Source organism: Bacillus sp. AFS029533, assembly GCF_002585125.1.
Taxonomy (GTDB): Bacteria; Bacillota; Bacilli; order Bacillales; family Bacillaceae_G; genus Gottfriedia; species Gottfriedia luciferensis_B.
This window is the reverse complement of the sequence record NZ_NUQC01000048.1, coordinates 23,222-42,383: the sequence shown is the minus strand read 5'-3', so window position 1 is coordinate 42,383 and position 19,162 is coordinate 23,222. Positions and strand designations below refer to the sequence as shown.

Annotated in this window: 19 protein-coding genes; 17 read left to right on the top strand and 2 right to left on the bottom strand. The window is 32.5% G+C overall.

Annotated elements, in window-relative coordinates:
• Window positions 1-59: 59 nt before the first annotated feature.
• Window positions 60-422 carry a group I truncated hemoglobin gene (locus COE53_RS20955; RefSeq protein WP_098948665.1) on the bottom strand — a complete coding sequence of 121 codons (363 nt, stop codon included), beginning with the start codon at window positions 420-422 and terminating at the stop codon, window positions 60-62.
• Window positions 423-781: 359 nt separating this feature from the next.
• Window positions 782-3,397: a right-handed parallel beta-helix repeat-containing protein gene (locus COE53_RS20950; RefSeq protein ID WP_098948664.1), complete on the bottom strand. Its 2,616-nt coding sequence runs from the start codon at window positions 3,395-3,397 to the stop codon at window positions 782-784.
• A 523-nt stretch (window positions 3,398-3,920) separates the two neighbouring features.
• Between COE53_RS20950 and COE53_RS20945 the strand changes: the two genes are divergently transcribed.
• From COE53_RS20945 to COE53_RS20875, 17 genes are all read left to right on the top strand, one after another.
• Entirely contained in the window at window positions 3,921-4,628 is a 708-nt protein-coding gene (locus tag COE53_RS20945) for a YveK family protein (RefSeq protein ID WP_098948663.1), read from the top strand.
• Window positions 4,615-5,277 (top strand): CpsD/CapB family tyrosine-protein kinase, encoded by a 663-nt coding sequence (locus COE53_RS20940; RefSeq protein ID WP_286162611.1) that lies wholly within the window; start codon window positions 4,615-4,617, stop codon window positions 5,275-5,277. Before COE53_RS20945 ends, COE53_RS20940 begins: the two co-directional genes overlap by 14 nt.
• A gap of 253 nt (window positions 5,278-5,530) precedes the next feature.
• Window positions 5,531-5,704 carry a hypothetical protein gene (locus COE53_RS24155; RefSeq protein WP_180242465.1) on the top strand — a complete coding sequence of 58 codons (174 nt, stop codon included), beginning with the start codon at window positions 5,531-5,533 and terminating at the stop codon, window positions 5,702-5,704.
• Window positions 5,701-7,539: a polysaccharide biosynthesis protein gene (locus tag COE53_RS20935; RefSeq protein WP_098948661.1), complete on the top strand. Its 1,839-nt coding sequence runs from the start codon at window positions 5,701-5,703 to the stop codon at window positions 7,537-7,539. Before COE53_RS24155 ends, COE53_RS20935 begins: the two co-directional genes overlap by 4 nt.
• A gap of 11 nt (window positions 7,540-7,550) precedes the next feature.
• A complete protein-coding gene (galU, locus tag COE53_RS20930) occupies window positions 7,551-8,441 on the top strand; it encodes a UTP--glucose-1-phosphate uridylyltransferase GalU (RefSeq protein WP_069033768.1) in 891 nt (296 codons plus the stop codon).
• Window positions 8,442-8,466: 25 nt separating this feature from the next.
• On the top strand, window positions 8,467-9,621 hold the full coding sequence (locus COE53_RS20925; RefSeq protein WP_069033769.1) for a glycosyltransferase family 4 protein: 1,155 nt from the start codon (window positions 8,467-8,469) through the stop codon (window positions 9,619-9,621).
• Complete coding sequence (locus tag COE53_RS20920) at window positions 9,606-10,715, top strand: glycosyltransferase family 1 protein (protein WP_098948660.1); 1,110 nt, start codon at window positions 9,606-9,608, stop codon at window positions 10,713-10,715. The genes COE53_RS20925 and COE53_RS20920 overlap by 16 nt, the downstream gene beginning before the upstream one ends.
• Before the next feature lie 3 nt (window positions 10,716-10,718).
• On the top strand, window positions 10,719-11,603 hold the full coding sequence (locus COE53_RS20915; RefSeq protein WP_069033771.1) for a glycosyltransferase family 2 protein: 885 nt from the start codon (window positions 10,719-10,721) through the stop codon (window positions 11,601-11,603).
• A 32-nt stretch (window positions 11,604-11,635) separates the two neighbouring features.
• Window positions 11,636-12,724, top strand: a complete 1,089-nt coding sequence (locus COE53_RS20910) for an EpsG family protein (RefSeq protein ID WP_098948659.1) — start codon at window positions 11,636-11,638, stop codon at window positions 12,722-12,724.
• Window positions 12,725-12,763: 39 nt separating this feature from the next.
• Window positions 12,764-13,801 carry a UDP-glucose 4-epimerase GalE gene (galE, locus tag COE53_RS20905; protein ID WP_069033773.1) on the top strand — a complete coding sequence of 346 codons (1,038 nt, stop codon included), beginning with the start codon at window positions 12,764-12,766 and terminating at the stop codon, window positions 13,799-13,801.
• Window positions 13,802-13,831: 30 nt separating this feature from the next.
• Window positions 13,832-13,993: a YwzD family small protein gene (locus tag COE53_RS24150; protein WP_175495615.1), complete on the top strand. Its 162-nt coding sequence runs from the start codon at window positions 13,832-13,834 to the stop codon at window positions 13,991-13,993.
• 24 nt (window positions 13,994-14,017) lie between these two features.
• Complete coding sequence (locus tag COE53_RS20900; RefSeq protein ID WP_098948658.1) at window positions 14,018-14,617, top strand: sugar transferase; 600 nt, start codon at window positions 14,018-14,020, stop codon at window positions 14,615-14,617.
• Between the two features lies 1 nt (window position 14,618).
• Window positions 14,619-15,239: an acetyltransferase gene (locus COE53_RS20895; RefSeq protein WP_069033775.1), complete on the top strand. Its 621-nt coding sequence runs from the start codon at window positions 14,619-14,621 to the stop codon at window positions 15,237-15,239.
• Window positions 15,240-15,314: 75 nt separating this feature from the next.
• Complete coding sequence (locus tag COE53_RS20890) at window positions 15,315-16,448, top strand: DegT/DnrJ/EryC1/StrS family aminotransferase (protein ID WP_098948666.1); 1,134 nt, start codon at window positions 15,315-15,317, stop codon at window positions 16,446-16,448.
• A gap of 22 nt (window positions 16,449-16,470) precedes the next feature.
• Window positions 16,471-16,803, top strand: a complete 333-nt coding sequence (locus COE53_RS20885; protein ID WP_069033776.1) for a helix-turn-helix domain-containing protein — start codon at window positions 16,471-16,473, stop codon at window positions 16,801-16,803.
• A 25-nt stretch (window positions 16,804-16,828) separates the two neighbouring features.
• A complete protein-coding gene (locus COE53_RS20880) occupies window positions 16,829-17,986 on the top strand; it encodes a glycosyltransferase family 1 protein (protein ID WP_098948657.1) in 1,158 nt (385 codons plus the stop codon).
• The gene (locus COE53_RS20875; RefSeq protein ID WP_069033778.1) at window positions 17,955-19,136 is read left to right on the top strand and encodes a glycosyltransferase; all 1,182 of its coding nucleotides are present in this window, start codon (window positions 17,955-17,957) and stop codon (window positions 19,134-19,136) included. The genes COE53_RS20880 and COE53_RS20875 overlap by 32 nt, the downstream gene beginning before the upstream one ends.
• Window positions 19,137-19,162: the final 26 nt, after the last annotated feature.

Sequence of the window (19,162 nt, the reverse complement as noted above, 5' to 3'; positions counted from 1 at the left end):
TTTTATATTTCAACACTCTGTAAAAGCTACTATCATAGATAGTAGCTTTTATTGAACTATTATTTATATTGTATGTCATCTCTCAGTGATTCAACCTTTGTTAGGGCTTGATCGATGTCTGTTTCGCATACCCCGAAGTGAGCTAGTGCATCATGGAGATGGGTAGCAATTGCATTAAAATGTTCGGGTTGAATATTCATTCCTTCATGAGCTTTTGACATGGATTTGCCAGTATATTTGTTAGGTCCACCTAAAGCAAAACTAATAAACTTTGTTTGGTGACGACGTTGCTTGTCCATATCCGTTTGATCAAAGAAATGATTAACTGTTTCATCTTTTAGGACTAATTCATCGTAAAAATAATCTACTACTTTTCCAACTGTTTCTTCTCCACCATATTTTTCATAAAGAGTTTGTTCCATTTAGTAGCTTCCTTTCAAAATAAGATATAAGTAGAATCCCCTAAATTAACAATTTAAGACTGTCTATTTAACGATTAATTCATGATATGAAAATACATTTGCTAAACAATTATGCTTCTTATAATTAAACGCTTATATGTAAGTCTAATCAATCCGTTTAAACAAATTGATTAGACCATTATAGATTCAACCACCTATCCATAACTAGAACTTACTTTGTAGAAAGTTTTAAACTGTGTATGAAGTAATATGTGTAATCGTTAGAATGAATATTTTTGTATAGTAATATCAGATAAATTAATAGTAGTTGAATTTTACTTTAATAAATAATTAACGCACCTATTGTTTCAACTATTTTTTTAAGTGACTGTATTGTTTTTGTTAATATCTTTAGATGTTAATGCAAGTGTATTATTGATTAATGTGTTGTCTTCAATATCATAAGGAGGCGCACCGATACCACCGTTAGTTGTGTCAATTCCAACCCTTTTTATTTTGGATGTTATTTTGTTTCCTTTAATTACTGCTCCTTTAACTTGAGTAGGAGAATTTTTCCATGCGTCACGGCCGATTTGAATGATTGGATGATCTGCAGAAGTTGTTACACTATCATTTATTGTATTGTTAAGAAAGGAAAAACTTGTTGCATTATTTACTAAAATAATGTTACCTGATACAGATTTATCGAAGTCGAATGTTGAGCTTGATATAGTAACATTTGGATATCCATTGTCATTATCAAGTATGACAGTACTATTTTTAAACTGTCCCTGATTAATAGTTACTTTTCCAGGATAGAAATTGATCTTTCCATTTGTAACAATTAGATTGTTATAGTTTCCAGAAGCTAATCGAGATTCAGTAGTATTATTAAATGTAACATTCGAGTATACATTCGAAGCGAGTCCATTGCCACTTAGACCATTGTTTCCTTCTAGATAAATAGTACTTAACGTTATTGGCTTGTCTCCCCATATAGCAAAACCATGTAATTCTGAATCTTGTCCAGAAGATGTAAGAGAAATATTGGATGCGCTTATGCCGTTTTCAACAGTCTGAGTAAAGCTGATATCTGAATCAACACCAACAAGACCATCAACAATTATATTTTCTCCACCGTCAAAAACTGCTCCACTTTTTGTTAGTTTGTTATTTGTAAAAGTAATATTAGAAGAGCCGTCAGAACTTACAAATGAAGAATTGTCAAAGGTGTTATTAGAAGCAGAAACGCCACCCCAGCTAGTTGAAGCAAAAGCAGCATCAGGACCAAAGTAGTTATTATTTGCTATTGCATGGCCACCATAAGAGAGTACCATATGAATTTTATTATTTAAAAATTCATTTCCGCTTATCTCCGTATTTATACCCGGGTAAAATCCAGGCTCTAAATCAACTCCACTTCCAGGAGCGACTCCACTTATATCGTGTATTTTATTATTGAGTATTTTGACACCATCAGTGCCTACTAAACTTATGCCTTGTCGACGGTTATTGCCGATATTGCAATTTTGTATCAATAAATTTTCTGTAACAGCAACGGACATCATTTGAACACCAACATTTGCTGTACTTGTAGCATTAAAAACAGCACGCCATTTAACCGCGTCATCTGGAATCTTAGAATATCCAAAAGATGAATTGAAATCTTGATCTTTATCAGTTTTAATTAAACTTCCATCTGAGCGATAATAATATAAATCGTATTTCCCGGATACACCTTCAGGATTCCACATCATAATATTTCTAAAATGAGGATTTTGATACGCTGGATCACTAAGCGTATAAGGTTTAGTGCGAATTTTTCCTGATTGGCTAATAGGGTTTCCATTTGCATCTAATCCACCTAATTCTAGGTTGGTTGAATCAATCGATTCGCCTGTGACTGTTGTACCACCGGCTTGAACACCATCACCGGTAAAATCTGTAAAAATAACACCATCAATAATGACATTACTTGCTCCCTCTGTTATGATTCCAAATCCCCACTCATGCGTACCTGAAGTGTAAGGACCAACATAAGTGTAATCGTGAGTATATCGGTCACCTTTCAAGGTCCCACCTTTTATAGTCACATTCACAATGTCTTTACTTAGCGAAATAATAGCGTATTGTTCCCATTTATTTGTTTCCTTTTGAAGAACCGTATCACTATCCATTAAAAATGTCATATTACTTACCATATTAATTTGAGCATTATGATCTTTATCTTCAACGCCCTTAGCTATCAAGTACGTACCACCTAATACATGAAAGGTAGTGTATCCGTTACTAGTTGCCCACTGTAATGCCTGGTTAAATCCATTTGTAGTTTCAATAGGATGAGAATTATCATTATAAATTCCCCATCTAGTTCTTTCTTGCGAAGTTAGTTCATATACTCCAGCTGGAGGAGATACAACCGTAGTATCTTTTGTGACAACTGTGGAACTCGTAGATTGATTGCCATATTGATCATTCGAGACAGCAGTGATTGTAATACTTCCATTATTTAAAGAACTCATATTAAATAATACTGAAAAATTGCCACTTGTATCAGATGTAGTTACTTTAGAGAGTGGACTATGAATACCATCACTAACAGTTACTGTTACTTTTTGGTTTGCTTCCACTTTTCCATTTACTGGATAAGCACTTTGATTTTGTAAAGTAATATTTGAGACACTTAAAAGAATCGTTGGACCAACGGTATCTTTTAAAACAGTCTTATTAACCTTTCCACTTGTATTACCTTTTGTATCTTTTTGATAAGCTTCCAAATTTAATTGGCCATCTTTTAGAGTAATGAGATTAAATTTTGTAGAAAAGGTACCGCTTGAAGTTGCTTTAACAGTAGTAGAAATCGTATTTTTGTTAGGATCTTTAAACGTTAAATAAATAGTAGCATTTGCAATTCCGCTACCACTTACAGTATAGGAGCTTGCGTTGATACTTGTTACAACAGGTAAACTATTAATCTTTGGACTACTAATTGCCAAATAACATGACACTCCTTATAAATTAGTATATTTATAGGAGTAGTATATTTATTTCAGTCCAAATTGCTTGTACTAATTAAGAGAAAGCATAAAAGATGGTGAAACTATCTAGTAAGTAAATGGAAGATTATTAAAAAAAACTAATTTTTCCTAGTAATTTAGTATGGTAAATGTTCATTTAAAAGAACATCTTTGTTCTTATGTTTAGTACTAAACATAATTTATTAACAATAAATTTACTAGGAATTTATAATTAATTTACTAGAATCTACTATTATTAAAGTGTAGTAAAATAGGTATAAATTGGAGCGAAAATATTATTGACTAGTTCATTATAAAGAATTAAAATTAAGTTCATAATTACCCTAATTTTCAGATTTTAGTTAGTCATAAGAGTACTTATTATGCATAATTATATGCGTACATACTATTTTTGGTAGCTTATTAAAACGTTGTTCGTTATATAGAATCTTTCGTCATGTTTTATATCAAGTAAAAAATACTAAAAAGTGAAGGTGAATGGATGAATAGTGTAAGGCCTAAGGAAATTGATATAAAGGAATATTTTGATGTAATTAAAAGTCGATTTTGGATTATTATTGTTTTTACTATATTAACTACATCAGTTGGTTACCTATATCAGAAATTTTATAACAATTATGTTCCTGTGTATGAGTCTTCTACTAGAATAATGATTAATTCAAAGGATGATTTAAGTACGTTAGCAGTTATGATTAATGATCCAACTGTTTTGGCAAGAGTAATTAATAATTTACACCTTAATATTTCTAAAGACACTCTAGCAAAAAAATTAGACGTGCAAAGAATAGGTGATTCAACTATTTTTAGTATTACAGTACAAGATACCGATTCAACTATTGCTAAAAATATTGCGAACGAAACTGCAAAATCATTTAAAGATGAAGTTAGTAATCTATTAAATTTTAAAAATGTTCAATTGTTAACCCCAGCAGAGGCAGCCTCATTGCCAATTAATCAGCAAAGTAATAAAGTCATTATTTTTGCATTTGTTATGGGGATCGTTATTAGTATTGCATTAGTATTTTTAATGGATTCTTTAGATCAAACAATTAAAAGACGAAGCGAAGTCGAAGAAATCCTAGGGGTACCTGTAATTGGCGTTGTTCCAAATATGAATAAGAAAAAGTTACTAACTGAGAAAAAGAAATATAAATTATTAAAAAATGAAGGTGAGAATGTTGATATTTAATAAAAGAAAACAAAACACAGCCTTTAAAAAAAGAAATCTAGTAACGTTTACAAATCCAAATTCAATTATATCTGACCAATTTCGAACAATACGTATAAATTTACACTTTTTAACTGAGGAAATCAAAAATAAAATCCTCTTAATTACTTCAACTGGTAAAGGTGAAGGAAATTCAACAATTAGCGCTAATTTAGCTGTATCGATGGCCCAGCAGAAAGAAAAAGTCTTATTGATCGATGCTAATTTAAGGGAAGCCTCAATACATACAATTTTTAAATTACAGAACAATGTTGGCTTAACAGATTTGTTAACAAAACGTATAGAGCTTAAAGATGTAGTAACAAGTACAGATTTTGAAAATTTGGATGTATTGACTAGTGGCACAATTAACTTTAATCCTGTAGAACTTTTGGCGAATTCATCGGTAAAAGAGTTATTTAAAAAATTGATTACCTCTTATGATATTGTACTAATTGATTCACCATCAATATTAGACTATACAGAGACAAGAGTACTTGCAAATCAATGTGATGGTGTAGTTTTAGTACTTAACCGTGGTAAAACTGAAATAGAGAAGACGAGTGAGGCTAGTAGAGTAATTGAGCTATCACATGGCCGATTGATCGGTGCAATTATAAATGAAAAGTAAGTAAAATTTTTACTGTTTTGTTCTTAATTAAGAACGATGTTTGATAGAATAGTTTAGGTAATGTCTACTTTCCTTTATCAATGTAGGCACTCGATCATGCTGTGGGTTGAAATATACCTTAGACGCAAGTCGTCAAGAGTGTGGTGTGAGGGTGGGTTGAATGCCCGTTTTTTATATAAAGTGTTTATTTATGTGCTTTTTTTAAAAGAGTGCAAAAATAAGCACTTTATTAATACAGTATGGGGATGTGAATATGAAAAATAAGGATAGGCTACCTAAAACACTAAAGAATAGAATTAGAATCATTCAACAATTTGAACGGCTAGATGAAACTAACGGATTACCAAATAATAAAATAAATGACGATGGTAGAAAAAAGCTTGAATTATATAACGTAGGATGGTTTATGAGAGGAGCATTCAAGTGACTTATAGGCAAAGATTATCTCTATTTATAATTATTGATTCATGTATTGCACTCACATCCATTTTTATTAGTCGATTTTTGGTAGACGCAACAATTGATATTTTTATTAAACCTGTTTTTATAAGTTCACTTTTTCTTTTATTAAGCCATCATATTTTTTCTTTAATTTTTAAACTTTATAAAAAGGCATGGGAATATGCAAGTATAGGTGAAATAATTATTATCTTTAATATTGTAACGTCTTCAATAGTTACATCTTTAATTATCCAGCAAATGATTATGCAAAAAACATATTTCAGGTTATTTGCGGTCGCTTGGTTACTTCATATGATATTAATAGGTGGTTCAAGATTTACTTGGAGGTTATATCGAGATTCACTCGTTAGAAAAAATATTATTAAGAAGAGAACCCTAATTATTGGTGCTGGCGCAGCAGGCACTATGGTTGCAAGACAGCTTTTAAAGAGCAACGATAATTATAGTCATCTCCATCCTGTTGCTTTTATAGATGATAACGTAAAAAAACATCACTTAGATATACTAGGAATTCCTGTTTTAGGTGGGGTTGAAAAAATTGAAAGTGTTGTAAGTAAATATTCAATTGAAAATATTATTATTGCAATTCCTTCGTTACATAAAAAGGAGTTAAATATTATCTTTCAGGAATGCTCTAAAACAAACGCTAGTACTAAAATACTACCTATGTTAGAAGATCTAATTACTGGTAAGGTTTCAGTCAATCAATTCCGTGATGTTCAAGTAGAGGACTTATTAGGAAGGGATCCTGTTGTAATGGATATGGGCAGCATTTCTGAATCAATTACAAATAATGTTGTATTAGTTACAGGAGCGGGAGGATCAATCGGTTCGGAAATTTCACGACAAATTTCTAACTTTAATCCAAAACAATTAATTTTACTTGGCCATGGTGAAAATAGCATTTATTCAATTGAAATGGAATTAAAGAATAGTTTTAAGGATTCTAGCATTGAATTTATAACAGAGATTGCTGATTTACAAGACGAAAAGAAAATGATGTCAATTATGGAACAATATAATCCGGATGTTGTCTACCATGCAGCAGCACACAAGCATGTACCTTTAATGGAGCGAAATCCGGAGGCAGCAATTAAAAATAATGTAATTGGTACTATGAATGTTGCAAAAGCAGCTAGCTGGCATTGTGTAAAAACATTTGTCATGATTTCAACTGATAAAGCTGTCAATCCAACGAGTGTAATGGGTTCAACAAAAAAACTTGCAGAAATGATTATTCAAGATATGGATAAAAATAGTGATACCAAATTTGTAGCAGTTCGATTTGGAAATGTGCTAGGTAGTAGAGGGAGTGTTATTCCACTTTTTAAAAAGCAAATTGAAAATGGAGGCCCTGTCACTGTTACTCACCCAGATATGGTGCGTTATTTCATGACGATTCCCGAGGCATCTAGGCTAGTGATACAAGCAGGGGCATTAGCAAAGGGCGGCGAAATCTTCGTATTAGACATGGGCGATCCAGTAAAAATAGTAGATCTTGCTAGAAATTTAATTTTATTATCAGGTAATTCACTTGAGGATATAGAGATTGAATTCTCAGGAATGAGACCGGGAGAGAAGCTATTTGAGGAATTATTAAAAGAAGAAGAAATTCATGAAGAACAAATTTATCCGAAGATTTATATTGGAAAAACAACGGATTTGCATATAAGTGAAATACATGAAATTATTGATAACTTTTCAGATTTAGAGAAGGACGACCTCAGAGAGAGATTATTAAATTTGGCTAATAATAAAGTTATTTCTCAAACGAACGCTACAACACCAATTTTAAATTAAGGGAGAAAAAAATGAAAATTAAAAAAGCCATAATACCTGCTGCTGGATTAGGAACTAGATTTCTACCGGCAACAAAAGCAATGCCAAAAGAGATGTTGCCAATTGTAGATAAGCCTACTATTCAGTATATAGTTGAAGAAGCCATTGAATCAGGAATTGAGGATATTATTATTGTAACTGGAAAAGGTAAAAGAGCGATTGAAGATCATTTTGATAATTCATTTGAATTAGAACAAAATCTATTAGAAAAAGGTAAATTTGAATTATTATCAGAGGTTCAGAAATCATCAAAGATGGTAGACATTCATTATATTCGCCAAAAAGAACCAAGGGGCTTAGGTCATGCGATTTGGTGTGCACGCAAATTTATAGGTGATGAACCATTTGCAGTGTTATTGGGCGATGATATTGTTAAAGCCGATACACCATGTTTAAAGCAGATGATTGGGCAATTTAATCGATATAATGCTTCTATATTAGGTGTACAAACTGTAAATGAAGCTGAGGTTTCTAGATACGGAATTGTTGACGGGAGTTTAATAGATAATCATTTTTATAATGTTCATAGTTTAGTAGAAAAACCAAAGCAAGAAGAAGCTCCTTCAAACTTAGCGATTTTAGGCCGCTATATACTAACGCCGAGAATATTTGATATTTTAAGTAATCAGAAACCAGGGGCTGGAAATGAAATTCAACTGACTGATGCAATTGCTGAACTTAACAAACAAGAAGCAGTCTATGCTTATGAATTTGAAGGAACTCGATACGATGTAGGCGAGAAATTAGGTTTTATTAAAACGACTCTTGAGTTTGCTCTTAAAAGGGAGGACTTGAGACATAGTGTTCTAGATTATTTAACGGAACTAATGAAAAAAGAATTAATTAGCGGGTCAAATGATTAGAAAATAACGTTGATAGGTGAAAAAGATGAAAAAAAAGGTGCTCTTTTGTGCAACTGTGGATTATCATTTTACGGCATTTCATATGCCATATATAAAGTGGTTCAAGGATAATGGCTGGGAAGTACATATTGCTGCTAATGGAGAAAACAATATTCATTATGTCGACAAAAAGTTTAATCTACCTATTCAAAGATCGCCTTTTAATTTTAAAAATATAAGGGCACTAAAAGACCTTAAAAATATAATAGATGAAAATAATTATGAGATCATACATTGCCATACTCCTATGGGTGGGATACTTGCTCGCCTTGCGGCTCGTAAGTCCAGGGCTAAAGGAACAACAAAATTGATTTACACAGCACATGGATTCCATTTTTGTAAGGGTGCACCTATATTAAACTGGCTATTATATTATCCAATTGAAAAATTCATGGCACCCCTATCAGATTGTTTAATAACGATTAATAAAGAAGATTATGAGTTATCAAATAGAAGTTTTAATATTAAAAGAATCGTACATATCCATGGGGTTGGAATTGATACAGAGGATTTTAAGCCAATTGATGAATTAAATAAAAAGGTAGTAAGAGAGTCGTTTGGATATCAACCAGATGACTTTTTGCTTTTTTATGCAGCAGAATTTAATAAAAATAAAAATCAACAATTTCTACTTAATTCATTGGCACTAATGAAAGATGAATTGTTGAATGTAAAACTTCTACTTGCTGGGGAAGGTGCTTTACTAAATGAATGTAAACAGTTAGCAAATCAACTTGGAATTTCACATATGGTAGAGTTTTTAGGTTTTAGAAAGGATATTAAAGAAATCCTACCTATGTGTGACGTTGCAGTTGGGTCTAGTCTACGTGAAGGTTTGCCGGTCAATATAATGGAGGCCATGTCTTGTGGCTTACCGATTATAGCAGTAGATAACCGAGGGCATAGAGAGCTTGTAATTAATAACAAAAATGGATGGCTTGTAAAGAGTAATGACTCCACTGGTTTCTCAAGCGCTATAAAAGACCTTGCCGAAAGAAAGGGTCTCAAAGAGAGGCTTGGGGCCAATAGTAGAAAGATCATTATGAGAAAATATAGCATTGATAAAGTAATATTGGAAAAAAGTGAGGTATATAAGAGCTATATGAAGGAAATGGAGGATACAATGTGGGCGACCCTTTAAGAATCTTACATACCGTTGTTAATATGAACAGAGGTGGCGCGGAAACATTAATAATGAATTTGTATCGTAATATTGATCGAACGAAAATACAGTTCGATTTTTTAACGTGTAAAGAGGGGGCATATGACTCTGAAATAATTGCCATGGGTGGAAAGATTCATAGAATTCCATATATAACGGACGTTGGTCATATAGGTTATATAAGAAAACTAGATAAATTTTTTAGGCTAAATCCTAATTATAAAATCGTACATTCTCATATGGATAAAATGAGTGGCTTAGTTTTAAGAGCTGCAAAAAAAGCTAATATACCCACGAGAATTGCCCACAGCCATAATACAAAAAGTGAAGGTGGGTTGGCTTCACAGGTTTATAAATGGTATGCGGGTAAATACATTGAGCCCAATGCTACCCATTTATTTGCTTGTTCGGAGTCAGCAAGTAGGTGGTTATTTACTAAACGTTCAAGTGAATCACTAATCTTAAAAAATGGAATTGAAAGTGAGAGGTTTCAATTCTCATTAAATTTAAGAAAACAAATTAGGGATCAGTTAGATATCTCGGACAAAGCATTTGTACTTGGCCATGTTGGAAGATTTAATCAACAAAAAAATCATCTCTTTTTACTAGAAATTTTTGCTTCACTATTAAAAGAAATGCCGAGTGCAGTTCTAATCTTAGTTGGAGGAGGTTCCCTTCAAGCAAAAATAGAATCGAAAATAAAAGAACTTCAAATAGAGAAAAATGTAAAGTTACTTGGTATTAGAGATGATATTTATAAACTTTTACAAGCAATGGATGTATTTGTTTTCCCATCTTTACACGAAGGTTTACCTGTAACGTTAATAGAAGCACAAGGTGCAGGTTTAACTTGTATTATTTCAGATACGATTACAACAGAAGTTGATATGGGGATGGGACTAATTCAATACTGTTCATTAAATGACAGTGAAAAATGGGTTGAGAAAATCTTGAAAGAAGCAAAAAGAAATTTTAAAAGAGGAAATGCGGGAAGTGCATTGATCCAAAAAGGATATGATATTCGCATAACAGCGGAGAATACCCAAAAGACATATATCTCGTTAGGGAGGTAGGATATGAAGAAATTAACTGTATTTACTCCAACATTTAATCGAGCATACTGCCTTCACAAATGTTACGAGAGTTTAAAGAATCAAACTTGCAAAGAATTTATCTGGTTAATTATTGATGATGGTTCAACTGACAATACTAAAGAATTAGTTGAAGGTTGGATCGAAGAAAATAAAATTGAAATTATGTATTATTGGCAGAAAAACCAAGGAATGCATGGTGCTCATAATACCGCTTACCAGAAAATTGTCACAGAACTTAATGTTTGTATTGATTCAGATGATTATATGCCTTTAGATGCGGTTGAAAAAATTATTAAGCACTGGAATCAATTTGGTAACGATCATGTGAGTGGAATTATTGGTCTAGATGCATATTCAGATGGAAAAATTATTGGTACAAAGTTACCGGTTAATAGAAAACAGTCTAGATTATTTGATTTATATAATAAATTTGGAGTAACTGGTGATAAAAAACTTGTATATCGAACAGAGTTAACAAAAAAATTTCCATATCCACTATTTAAAAATGAACGTTATGTTGGTCTAGCATACAAATATCACATGCTTGATAAACAATACGAAATGCTATTAATGAATGAAACTTTATGCTATGTAGAGTATCTTGCAGATGGATCATCTTTAAATATGTTAAGTCAATATATTAAAAATCCGAATGGATTTGCATTTTATCGAAAAGAAATGATGAAATTGCCATTTGCAAGTCAGTTGTTTAAATTCAGACAAGCCATTCATTATGTTTCTAGTAGCATTATGAGTAGAAACTGGAGTTTTTTAGACGAGACGCCTAAAAAAGGTTTAACAATCTTGGCGATTCCATTTGGGATAACTTTATATATTTATATTACGACAAAAACAAAAGCCGCCTAAAAAGTGGTTTTGTTTTTTGGAAGGATATTGGTATGACTATATTTTGGTTCAATTTAGCAATTGTATTTGTTTTTTCATTCATGGCACGGGTAACCTCAAGGGTTAGCATATCTAGCACCGCAACATTATCATCGGTCTATATAAAACCTAATAAAACGTTGGCATTTGTTGTATTAGTAACTCTAGTTTGCGTATCGGGACTTAGATCAAATATCGGGGACACATATGCATATGTGGATATCTATAAAAGACATGACTTTACATGGAACTATATTTTAGAGTCTAAGGATATTGGATTCGGCATTCTGCAAATGATTTTAAAATATTTTTCTTCAAATCCTCAAATATTGTTAATTACAACAGCGATTATCACAAATGTATTAGTTATTTTTACTTTGTATAATTATTCAAGAATTTTTGAATTGAGCGTTTATGTATATATTACTGGTGGTTTGTTTCTGGTCTCTATGAATGGAATCAGACAAGTACTTGCTGCATCCATAGCTTTTGCAGGTATACGGCTATTGCTTGAAGGTAGCTTTAAACGCTATCTACTCGTTATTTTATTTGCTTCTTTATTTCATCAAACTGCACTTATTTTAATTCCAATTTATTTTCTTGTGCGCTTTAAGGCATGGTCAAAAGTAACAATCGCTCTATTATTATTTTCAATCGTATTCATAATTGGATTTAATCAACTTTCAACTTATTTGTTTAACGCTATTCAAGATACCCAGTATGCAGTCTATAAAAACTTTCAAGAAGGTGGAGCTAGCATTATTAGGGTTGCAGTAACAGCAATTCCACTTTTAATTGCTTTTGTGGGAAGAGAGAGGTTAAGAGAAATGAATCCAAAGAGTGATATTGTTGTCAATATGGCTTTACTTGGATTTGTCTTTATGCTTATTTCAACGCAAAATTGGATCTTTGCAAGAATTTCAATTTATTTTAGTTTTTATCAGCTAATTTTAATTTCATGGATTGTGAAATTATTTCGAGTAAGAGATCAAAAGTTAATCTATTATGGCATACTAATTTGCTACTTTTTTTATTATTACTATGAAAATGTAATTAGTCTGCAAATACAATATTTCAGCGATTATATTAATTTAAACTGGTAAAAGTGATTATTTTTTAGTCTTTTATAGGAGGAAAAATAAATGGCAATTCTTGTAACTGGTGGAGCAGGATATATTGGGAGTCACACAATCGTAGAGCTGTTACAGAGTGGCAATGAAATTATTGTTCTAGATAATTTTTCAAATAGTAAGCCAGAAGCATTAAAAAGGGTGTCAGAGATAACGGGTAAGTCATTTAAAACATATAATATTGACCTATTAAATAGAGATGAGTTAGAAAATATATTTTCTCAGAATAGGATATCGGCTGTTATCCATTTTGCCGGGCTTAAAGCTGTAGGTGAATCAGTCCAAAATCCTATTGAATACTATTATAACAATATTACAGGAACGATTAATCTTTGCGAAATGATGAGAAAATATGAAGTAAAAAAACTTGTTTTTAGTTCTTCTGCCACAGTCTATGGTTCAAAGAATGAATCACCGATATTAGAAAGTAGTGACTTAGGCGCTTCTAATCCATACGGACGAACTAAGCTTATGATTGAGGAATTCCTTAAGGACTTATACGAATCAGACCATACTTGGAGGATAGCATTATTGAGATATTTTAATCCAATCGGTGCACATCATAGTGGCTTAATTGGCGAAGACCCAAATGGAGTTCCGAATAACTTAATGCCATTCATTTCACAAGTAGCAGTAGGTAAATTGGAGCAATTAACTATTTTTGGAAATGATTATCCAACAAAAGACGGCACAGGTGTGAGGGACTATATTCATGTGGTAGATTTAGCAATTGGTCATATGAATGCACTAAAAAACCTAGAAAACAACACTGGAATTGAAGCATATAACATTGGTACAGGCAATGGCTATAGTGTTCTAGAAATGATTGAAGCTTTTGAAATAGCATCTGGTAAAAAGATACCATATAGAATTAAAGAAAGACGTCCTGGTGATGCGGCAGTTTGTTATGCGAATCCAACAAAGGCTATGCAAAAACTTGGCTTTACAGCTACAAAGGGAATTCATTTAATGTGTGAGGATACATGGAGATGGCAAAAAAATAATCCGAACGGATATACTGAAGGGATTGAACAAGTAACAGTGCAATAATGCAGTGTTTTTTTGGTTTGGGAGGAAAAAATGGAATCAATTAATTTATCACAACAACAATTAATAGATATTCTAAAACTCTTTTACTATAGAGGAAGCCATTCGAATGAATTAAATACGATTGATTTTATAAATGATATGAAAAATACGATCATTATGATTAGCACAAACAATTTAGTAGAAATGAAGTAATTAATTTTTAGGAGTAGACTAAAAATGAAAAGAGTCATAGATTTAGTATGTTCAATGATAATATTGCTGTTGCTATTGCTACCTCTAGTAGTTGTAGCAATTTTTGTTAGATTAAAAATGGGTGCTCCTATACTATTTACTCAAGAGCGCCCTGGTTTAAATGGTAAACCATTTTACTTGTATAAATTCCGAACAATGAGTGATTTGCATGATGCAGGAGGAAACCTTTTATCGGATGAATTACGTTTAACTGCTTTCGGGAAGTTTTTAAGAAAGTATAGTATTGATGAGTTTCCACAGTTAATAAACGTGGTTAAAGGGGATATGAGTTTAGTTGGACCAAGACCATTTTTAATGGAATATCTATCTTTATATACAGAAGAACAGATGCTAAGGCATAATGTAAAACCTGGGATAACAGGTTGGGCCCAAGTAAATGGACGGAATTCACTTACATGGGAGGAGAAATTTAAAATGGACGTATGGTATGTGAAAAATAATAGTCTCCTTTTAGATTTGAAAATCCTAATTAAAACAGCTATTAAGGTTATAAAGAAAGAAGGAATTTCACAGGAGGGGCAAGTGACAATGGAAAAATTCACTGGTTCTAATGAAGTGATGTAGTATGAAGGTAATTATTTTAGGTAATGGGGGACATAGCAAAGTTGTCCAAGACATCATCTACTCGATAAAGGGAAATGAAATTGTTGCTATATTAGATGACAAATATAAAGTTGAAAAACGTGAGAATGGAATTATATATGCTCCATTTGATTCTTTAAAAAAATTTCTAGATCAAGAAGCTAAAGTAGTGATTGCAATAGGAGATAACAAGCTTAGAAAAAATATAGTTACTTCAATGGATATTAAAAAAGAACAATACTTAACAGTTATTCATCCTTCAGCAATTGTTAGCACTTCGACTAGAATTGGATACGGAACAGTGGTCATGCCAAATGCAGTTATTAATGCAGAAGCGCAAATAGGCGATCATTGTGTAATTAATACTGGAGCAATCATTGAACATGATAATCAAATCGGAGACTATACGCATGTCTCTCCAAATGCTACTTTAACAGGAAACGTGTTAGTAGAAGAAGGTGCACATATCGGAGCATCAGCTACTATTATTCCCGGTATTAAAGTAGGGTGTTGGTCAATTGTAGGTGCGGGTTCAACGGTTATTCACAATATTTCACCACTTAGTACAGTAGTAGGCTGCCCAGCTAGAATTATTAAAAATTGAAATTTGTAGATTAAATTTTTCGAAAAGGTGGTAAGTGAGTTGACCTTATCAAGAATTTATTTATCTCCCCCCCATATGAGCGGAGAGGAGATAAAATATATACAGGATGCATTTAATACGAATTGGATCGCACCACTTGGACCCAATGTTGATGGATTTGAAAAAGATATTATTGATTATATAGGAGCCAATGGGGCGTTAGTTGTTAGTTCAGGAACAGCTGCAATTCATTTGGCTCTTTCTTTATTAAATGTCACAAAAGGCGATAAGGTATTTTGTTCCAGTCTTACCTTTGTGGCTAGTGCTAACCCAATAATTTATCAAGGAGCCGAACCGATCTTTATAGACTCGGAGCCTGATACATGGAATATGTCACCAAAAGCACTTGAAAGAGCATTGCATGACTCATATTTAGAAGGAACTCTTCCTAAGGCTGTTATCGTTGTTAATCTATATGGACAAGTTGCAAAAATGGATGAAATTCAATCGTTATGCTCCAGGTATAATATACCTATTATTGAAGATGCGGCTGAATCACTTGGTTCTACTTATAAAGGAAGAGTTAGTGGTACTTTTGGTCATTTTAGTATTTTTTCCTTTAATGGAAATAAAATTATCACGACATCTGGTGGCGGAGCACTTGTCTCAAATAATACTGAGTTAATACAAAGAGCAAGATTTTTAGCCACTCAAGCTAGGGATCAAGCGCGACATTACCAACATAGTGTAGCTGGTTACAATTATAGGATGAGTAATATTTTGGCAGGGGTTGGTAGAGCTCAATTGCAAGTATTAGAGGAGCGAATTGAAGCTAGAAGAAGGATTTTTCAACGCTATTTTGAAGAACTAAAAGATTTACCAGGTCTAACTTTTATGCCAGAGTTAGCAAATACACGCAGTAACCGATGGCTTACAGCATTAACGATTAAAGAAGAAGAATCTAATCTATCAGTAAATAATTTATTAGATGCATTAGAAGAGGAAAATATTGAAGCAAGACCAGTGTGGAAGCCATTACATTTGCAACCCCTATTCAAAGGAGTTCGTTATTATCCTAATGAAGAAAATAACCATGTTGCAGAGAGATTGTTCGAAACTGGAATTTGTTTACCTTCAGGATCGAATCTATCGTTGGACGATCAAAGTAGAGTAATAAGCTGTATCAAAAAATTATTTTATAAAGTAGCTTGTAGGGAGGGCATTCTATGACAGAACAGCTGAGGTGCCAAAAATGATAGGAAAAAACATTCAGGAAATTCGTATCAAAAAGGGACTTACTTTATCAGAACTTGCAGAAAAAGCTAATATTTCTAAGTCTTATTTAAGCAATATTGAGCGTGAATTAAACGATAATCCGTCTATTCAAGTTGTAGAAAAGATTTCGAAGGTATTAGGAGTTGAATTTAGAACATTACTGGGGACTAATATAGAAAATAATAAACTCGAAAATGACTATATTGATCTTATAAAGGAATTAGTTGAAATTGGCATTGGAAGAGAAGAGTTAAGAGAATATAAAAAGGTATTTGAATTTGTAAAATGGAAGAATTCTAAAAATCATTGATAAGAAATGCTAAAGGGAGTTATGTATGGATAAAACAAAGCCCTTAAAGGTCCTTCATGTTGTTGGTGCAATGAATAGAGCAGGGACCGAAACAATGCTAATGAATATATATCGAAATATAGATCGGACCAAAATTCAATTTGATTTTATTTCTTATAGTCAAAAAGAAGCACACTATGACGAAGAAATAGAAAGATTAGGCGGACGTATTATAAGATTGGTAAAAACATACTCAGTAAAAGAAGTTTATACTGCGATTAAAAAGTACGGTCCGTATGATGTAGTTCATGCACATACTTTATTTAATTGTGGTATAGCCAATTTAGCGGCTCAATTAGCAGGTGTAAAGATTAGAATATCACATGCACATACAACTTTAGATACTAATCAATCTTTAATTAGAACAATCTATAAAGGAATAATGCGAAAACTCATCAATGTAACTTCAACAAAATTGTTGGCATGTAGTAATGGTGCCGGACGATATTTATTTGGAGAGAAAGAATTAGTAAAAACAAGATATTCCTATTATCCGAATGTAATAGACTATACAAAATTTCTAGAACCGCCATTAAAAGAAGTGAAGAAATTCAAAGAAGAAGCAGATTTAGAAAATAGTTTTGTAATTGGTCATATCGGTAGGTTCATGGATGCAAAAAATCACTTGTTTTTAATTGAGATAATGAAGAACATTTTAAAAAAACAAAAAAACATTTCCTTGTTATTAGTCGGTGATGGGGAATTAAGAGTAGGTATTGAAGAAGAAGTTAAAAAGTTTGGAATCGATGAGAATATTAAATTTGTAGGTATTAGGGAAGACATACCAACGCTATTACATAGTATGGATTTATTTGTTTTTCCATCTTTGTACGAGGGATTAGGACTTGTTCTTTTAGAGGCGCAAGCATGTGGTATACCTTGTATTGTATCTGAAGCAGTACAGCCTGAGGCAAACTTAAATATCGGACTAGTAGAACAGCGCATGTTAAGCGAAGGACCAGAGCTTTGGGCAAATACAATATTAATGAATTCTCGGAATAAGGAAGGCAATATTAACCGAATAATTAATGGATTCGAAACGGAAGGATATTCGGTTTCTAAAGGAATATCAAATTTATTGGCTATTTACCAATATTCGACAGGTGAACTAAATGAAGAAGAATATATTAGTGGCATCCTTTGATCTAGAGATTGGAGGAGTTGAGAGAAGCCTAATCAGTATGTTAAATAACTTTGATTTTAAGAGTTACACAGTTGATTTAATGCTTTATAGTCATACAGGTGAATTTATGAAGCTTTTGCCTAATAAGGCAAATCTACTCGCGGAAAGTAAGGCATATAAGACATTTCGGATGCCAGTCCTAGATGTCATAAAAAGTGGGCAATTAAGTCTTGCGTTTTCTAGACTGTTAGCAAAGTACTTGGCAAATAAAAATCACTCTTCCGAAAATGGATATAAACAAATGCAATATATGTGGAAGTATTCAGTTCCTTTTCTACCAAAGCTAAATAAGAAATATGATGTGGCAATTAGTTACCTATGGCCACATTACTTTGTAGCGGAGAAAGTAGATGCCAAGATCAAAATTGCATGGATTCATACAGATTTTTCAACAGTGGAAACAGACATTGAATTAGATGTGAAATTGTGGAGTAAGTTCAATTATATCGTAGCAGTCTCAGATGAATGCAAACATGCATTCATAAGTAAATATTCAGAATTAGAGGACCGAGTCATCGTAATGGAAAACATTACAACTCCAGAATTGATTAACACATTAGCAAATGAAGAAGCCGATAATCCAATGGTGGAAGATGCAAGATTTAAAATTATAACTGTGGCCAGACTTTCATACGCAAAAGGAATTGATTCCGCGGTTAAAGCACTGAAAATGTTAAATGATCGAGGATACAAAAACATATGTTGGTATGTAGTCGGTTACGGGGGCGACGAACAACAAATTAAAGATTTGATAGAGGAAAATAATTTAACGGATCAGTTTATTCTTTTAGGAAAAAAAATAAATCCCTACCCATTTATAAAAGAAGCTGATTTATACGTACAACCATCAAGGTATGAGGGAAAAGCAGTTACAGTGGTCGAAGCGCAAGTTCTTTCGAAGCCGGTTATTATAACAAATTATCCAACAGCTAAAAGCCAAGTAAAAGATGGATTTGATGGTTCAATCTGTGAGCTCTCAGTCCAGGGTATTGCAGATGGTATTGAAAAACTTTACTTGGATTCCCGAATGAGAGAGCAATTAGTAACCAATTGTAAAGATACAGTTTTTAGTAATTTAAATGAACTAAACAAACTTTATAGCTTAATATAATTTGCGACAGCTTTTGCTTAAATATA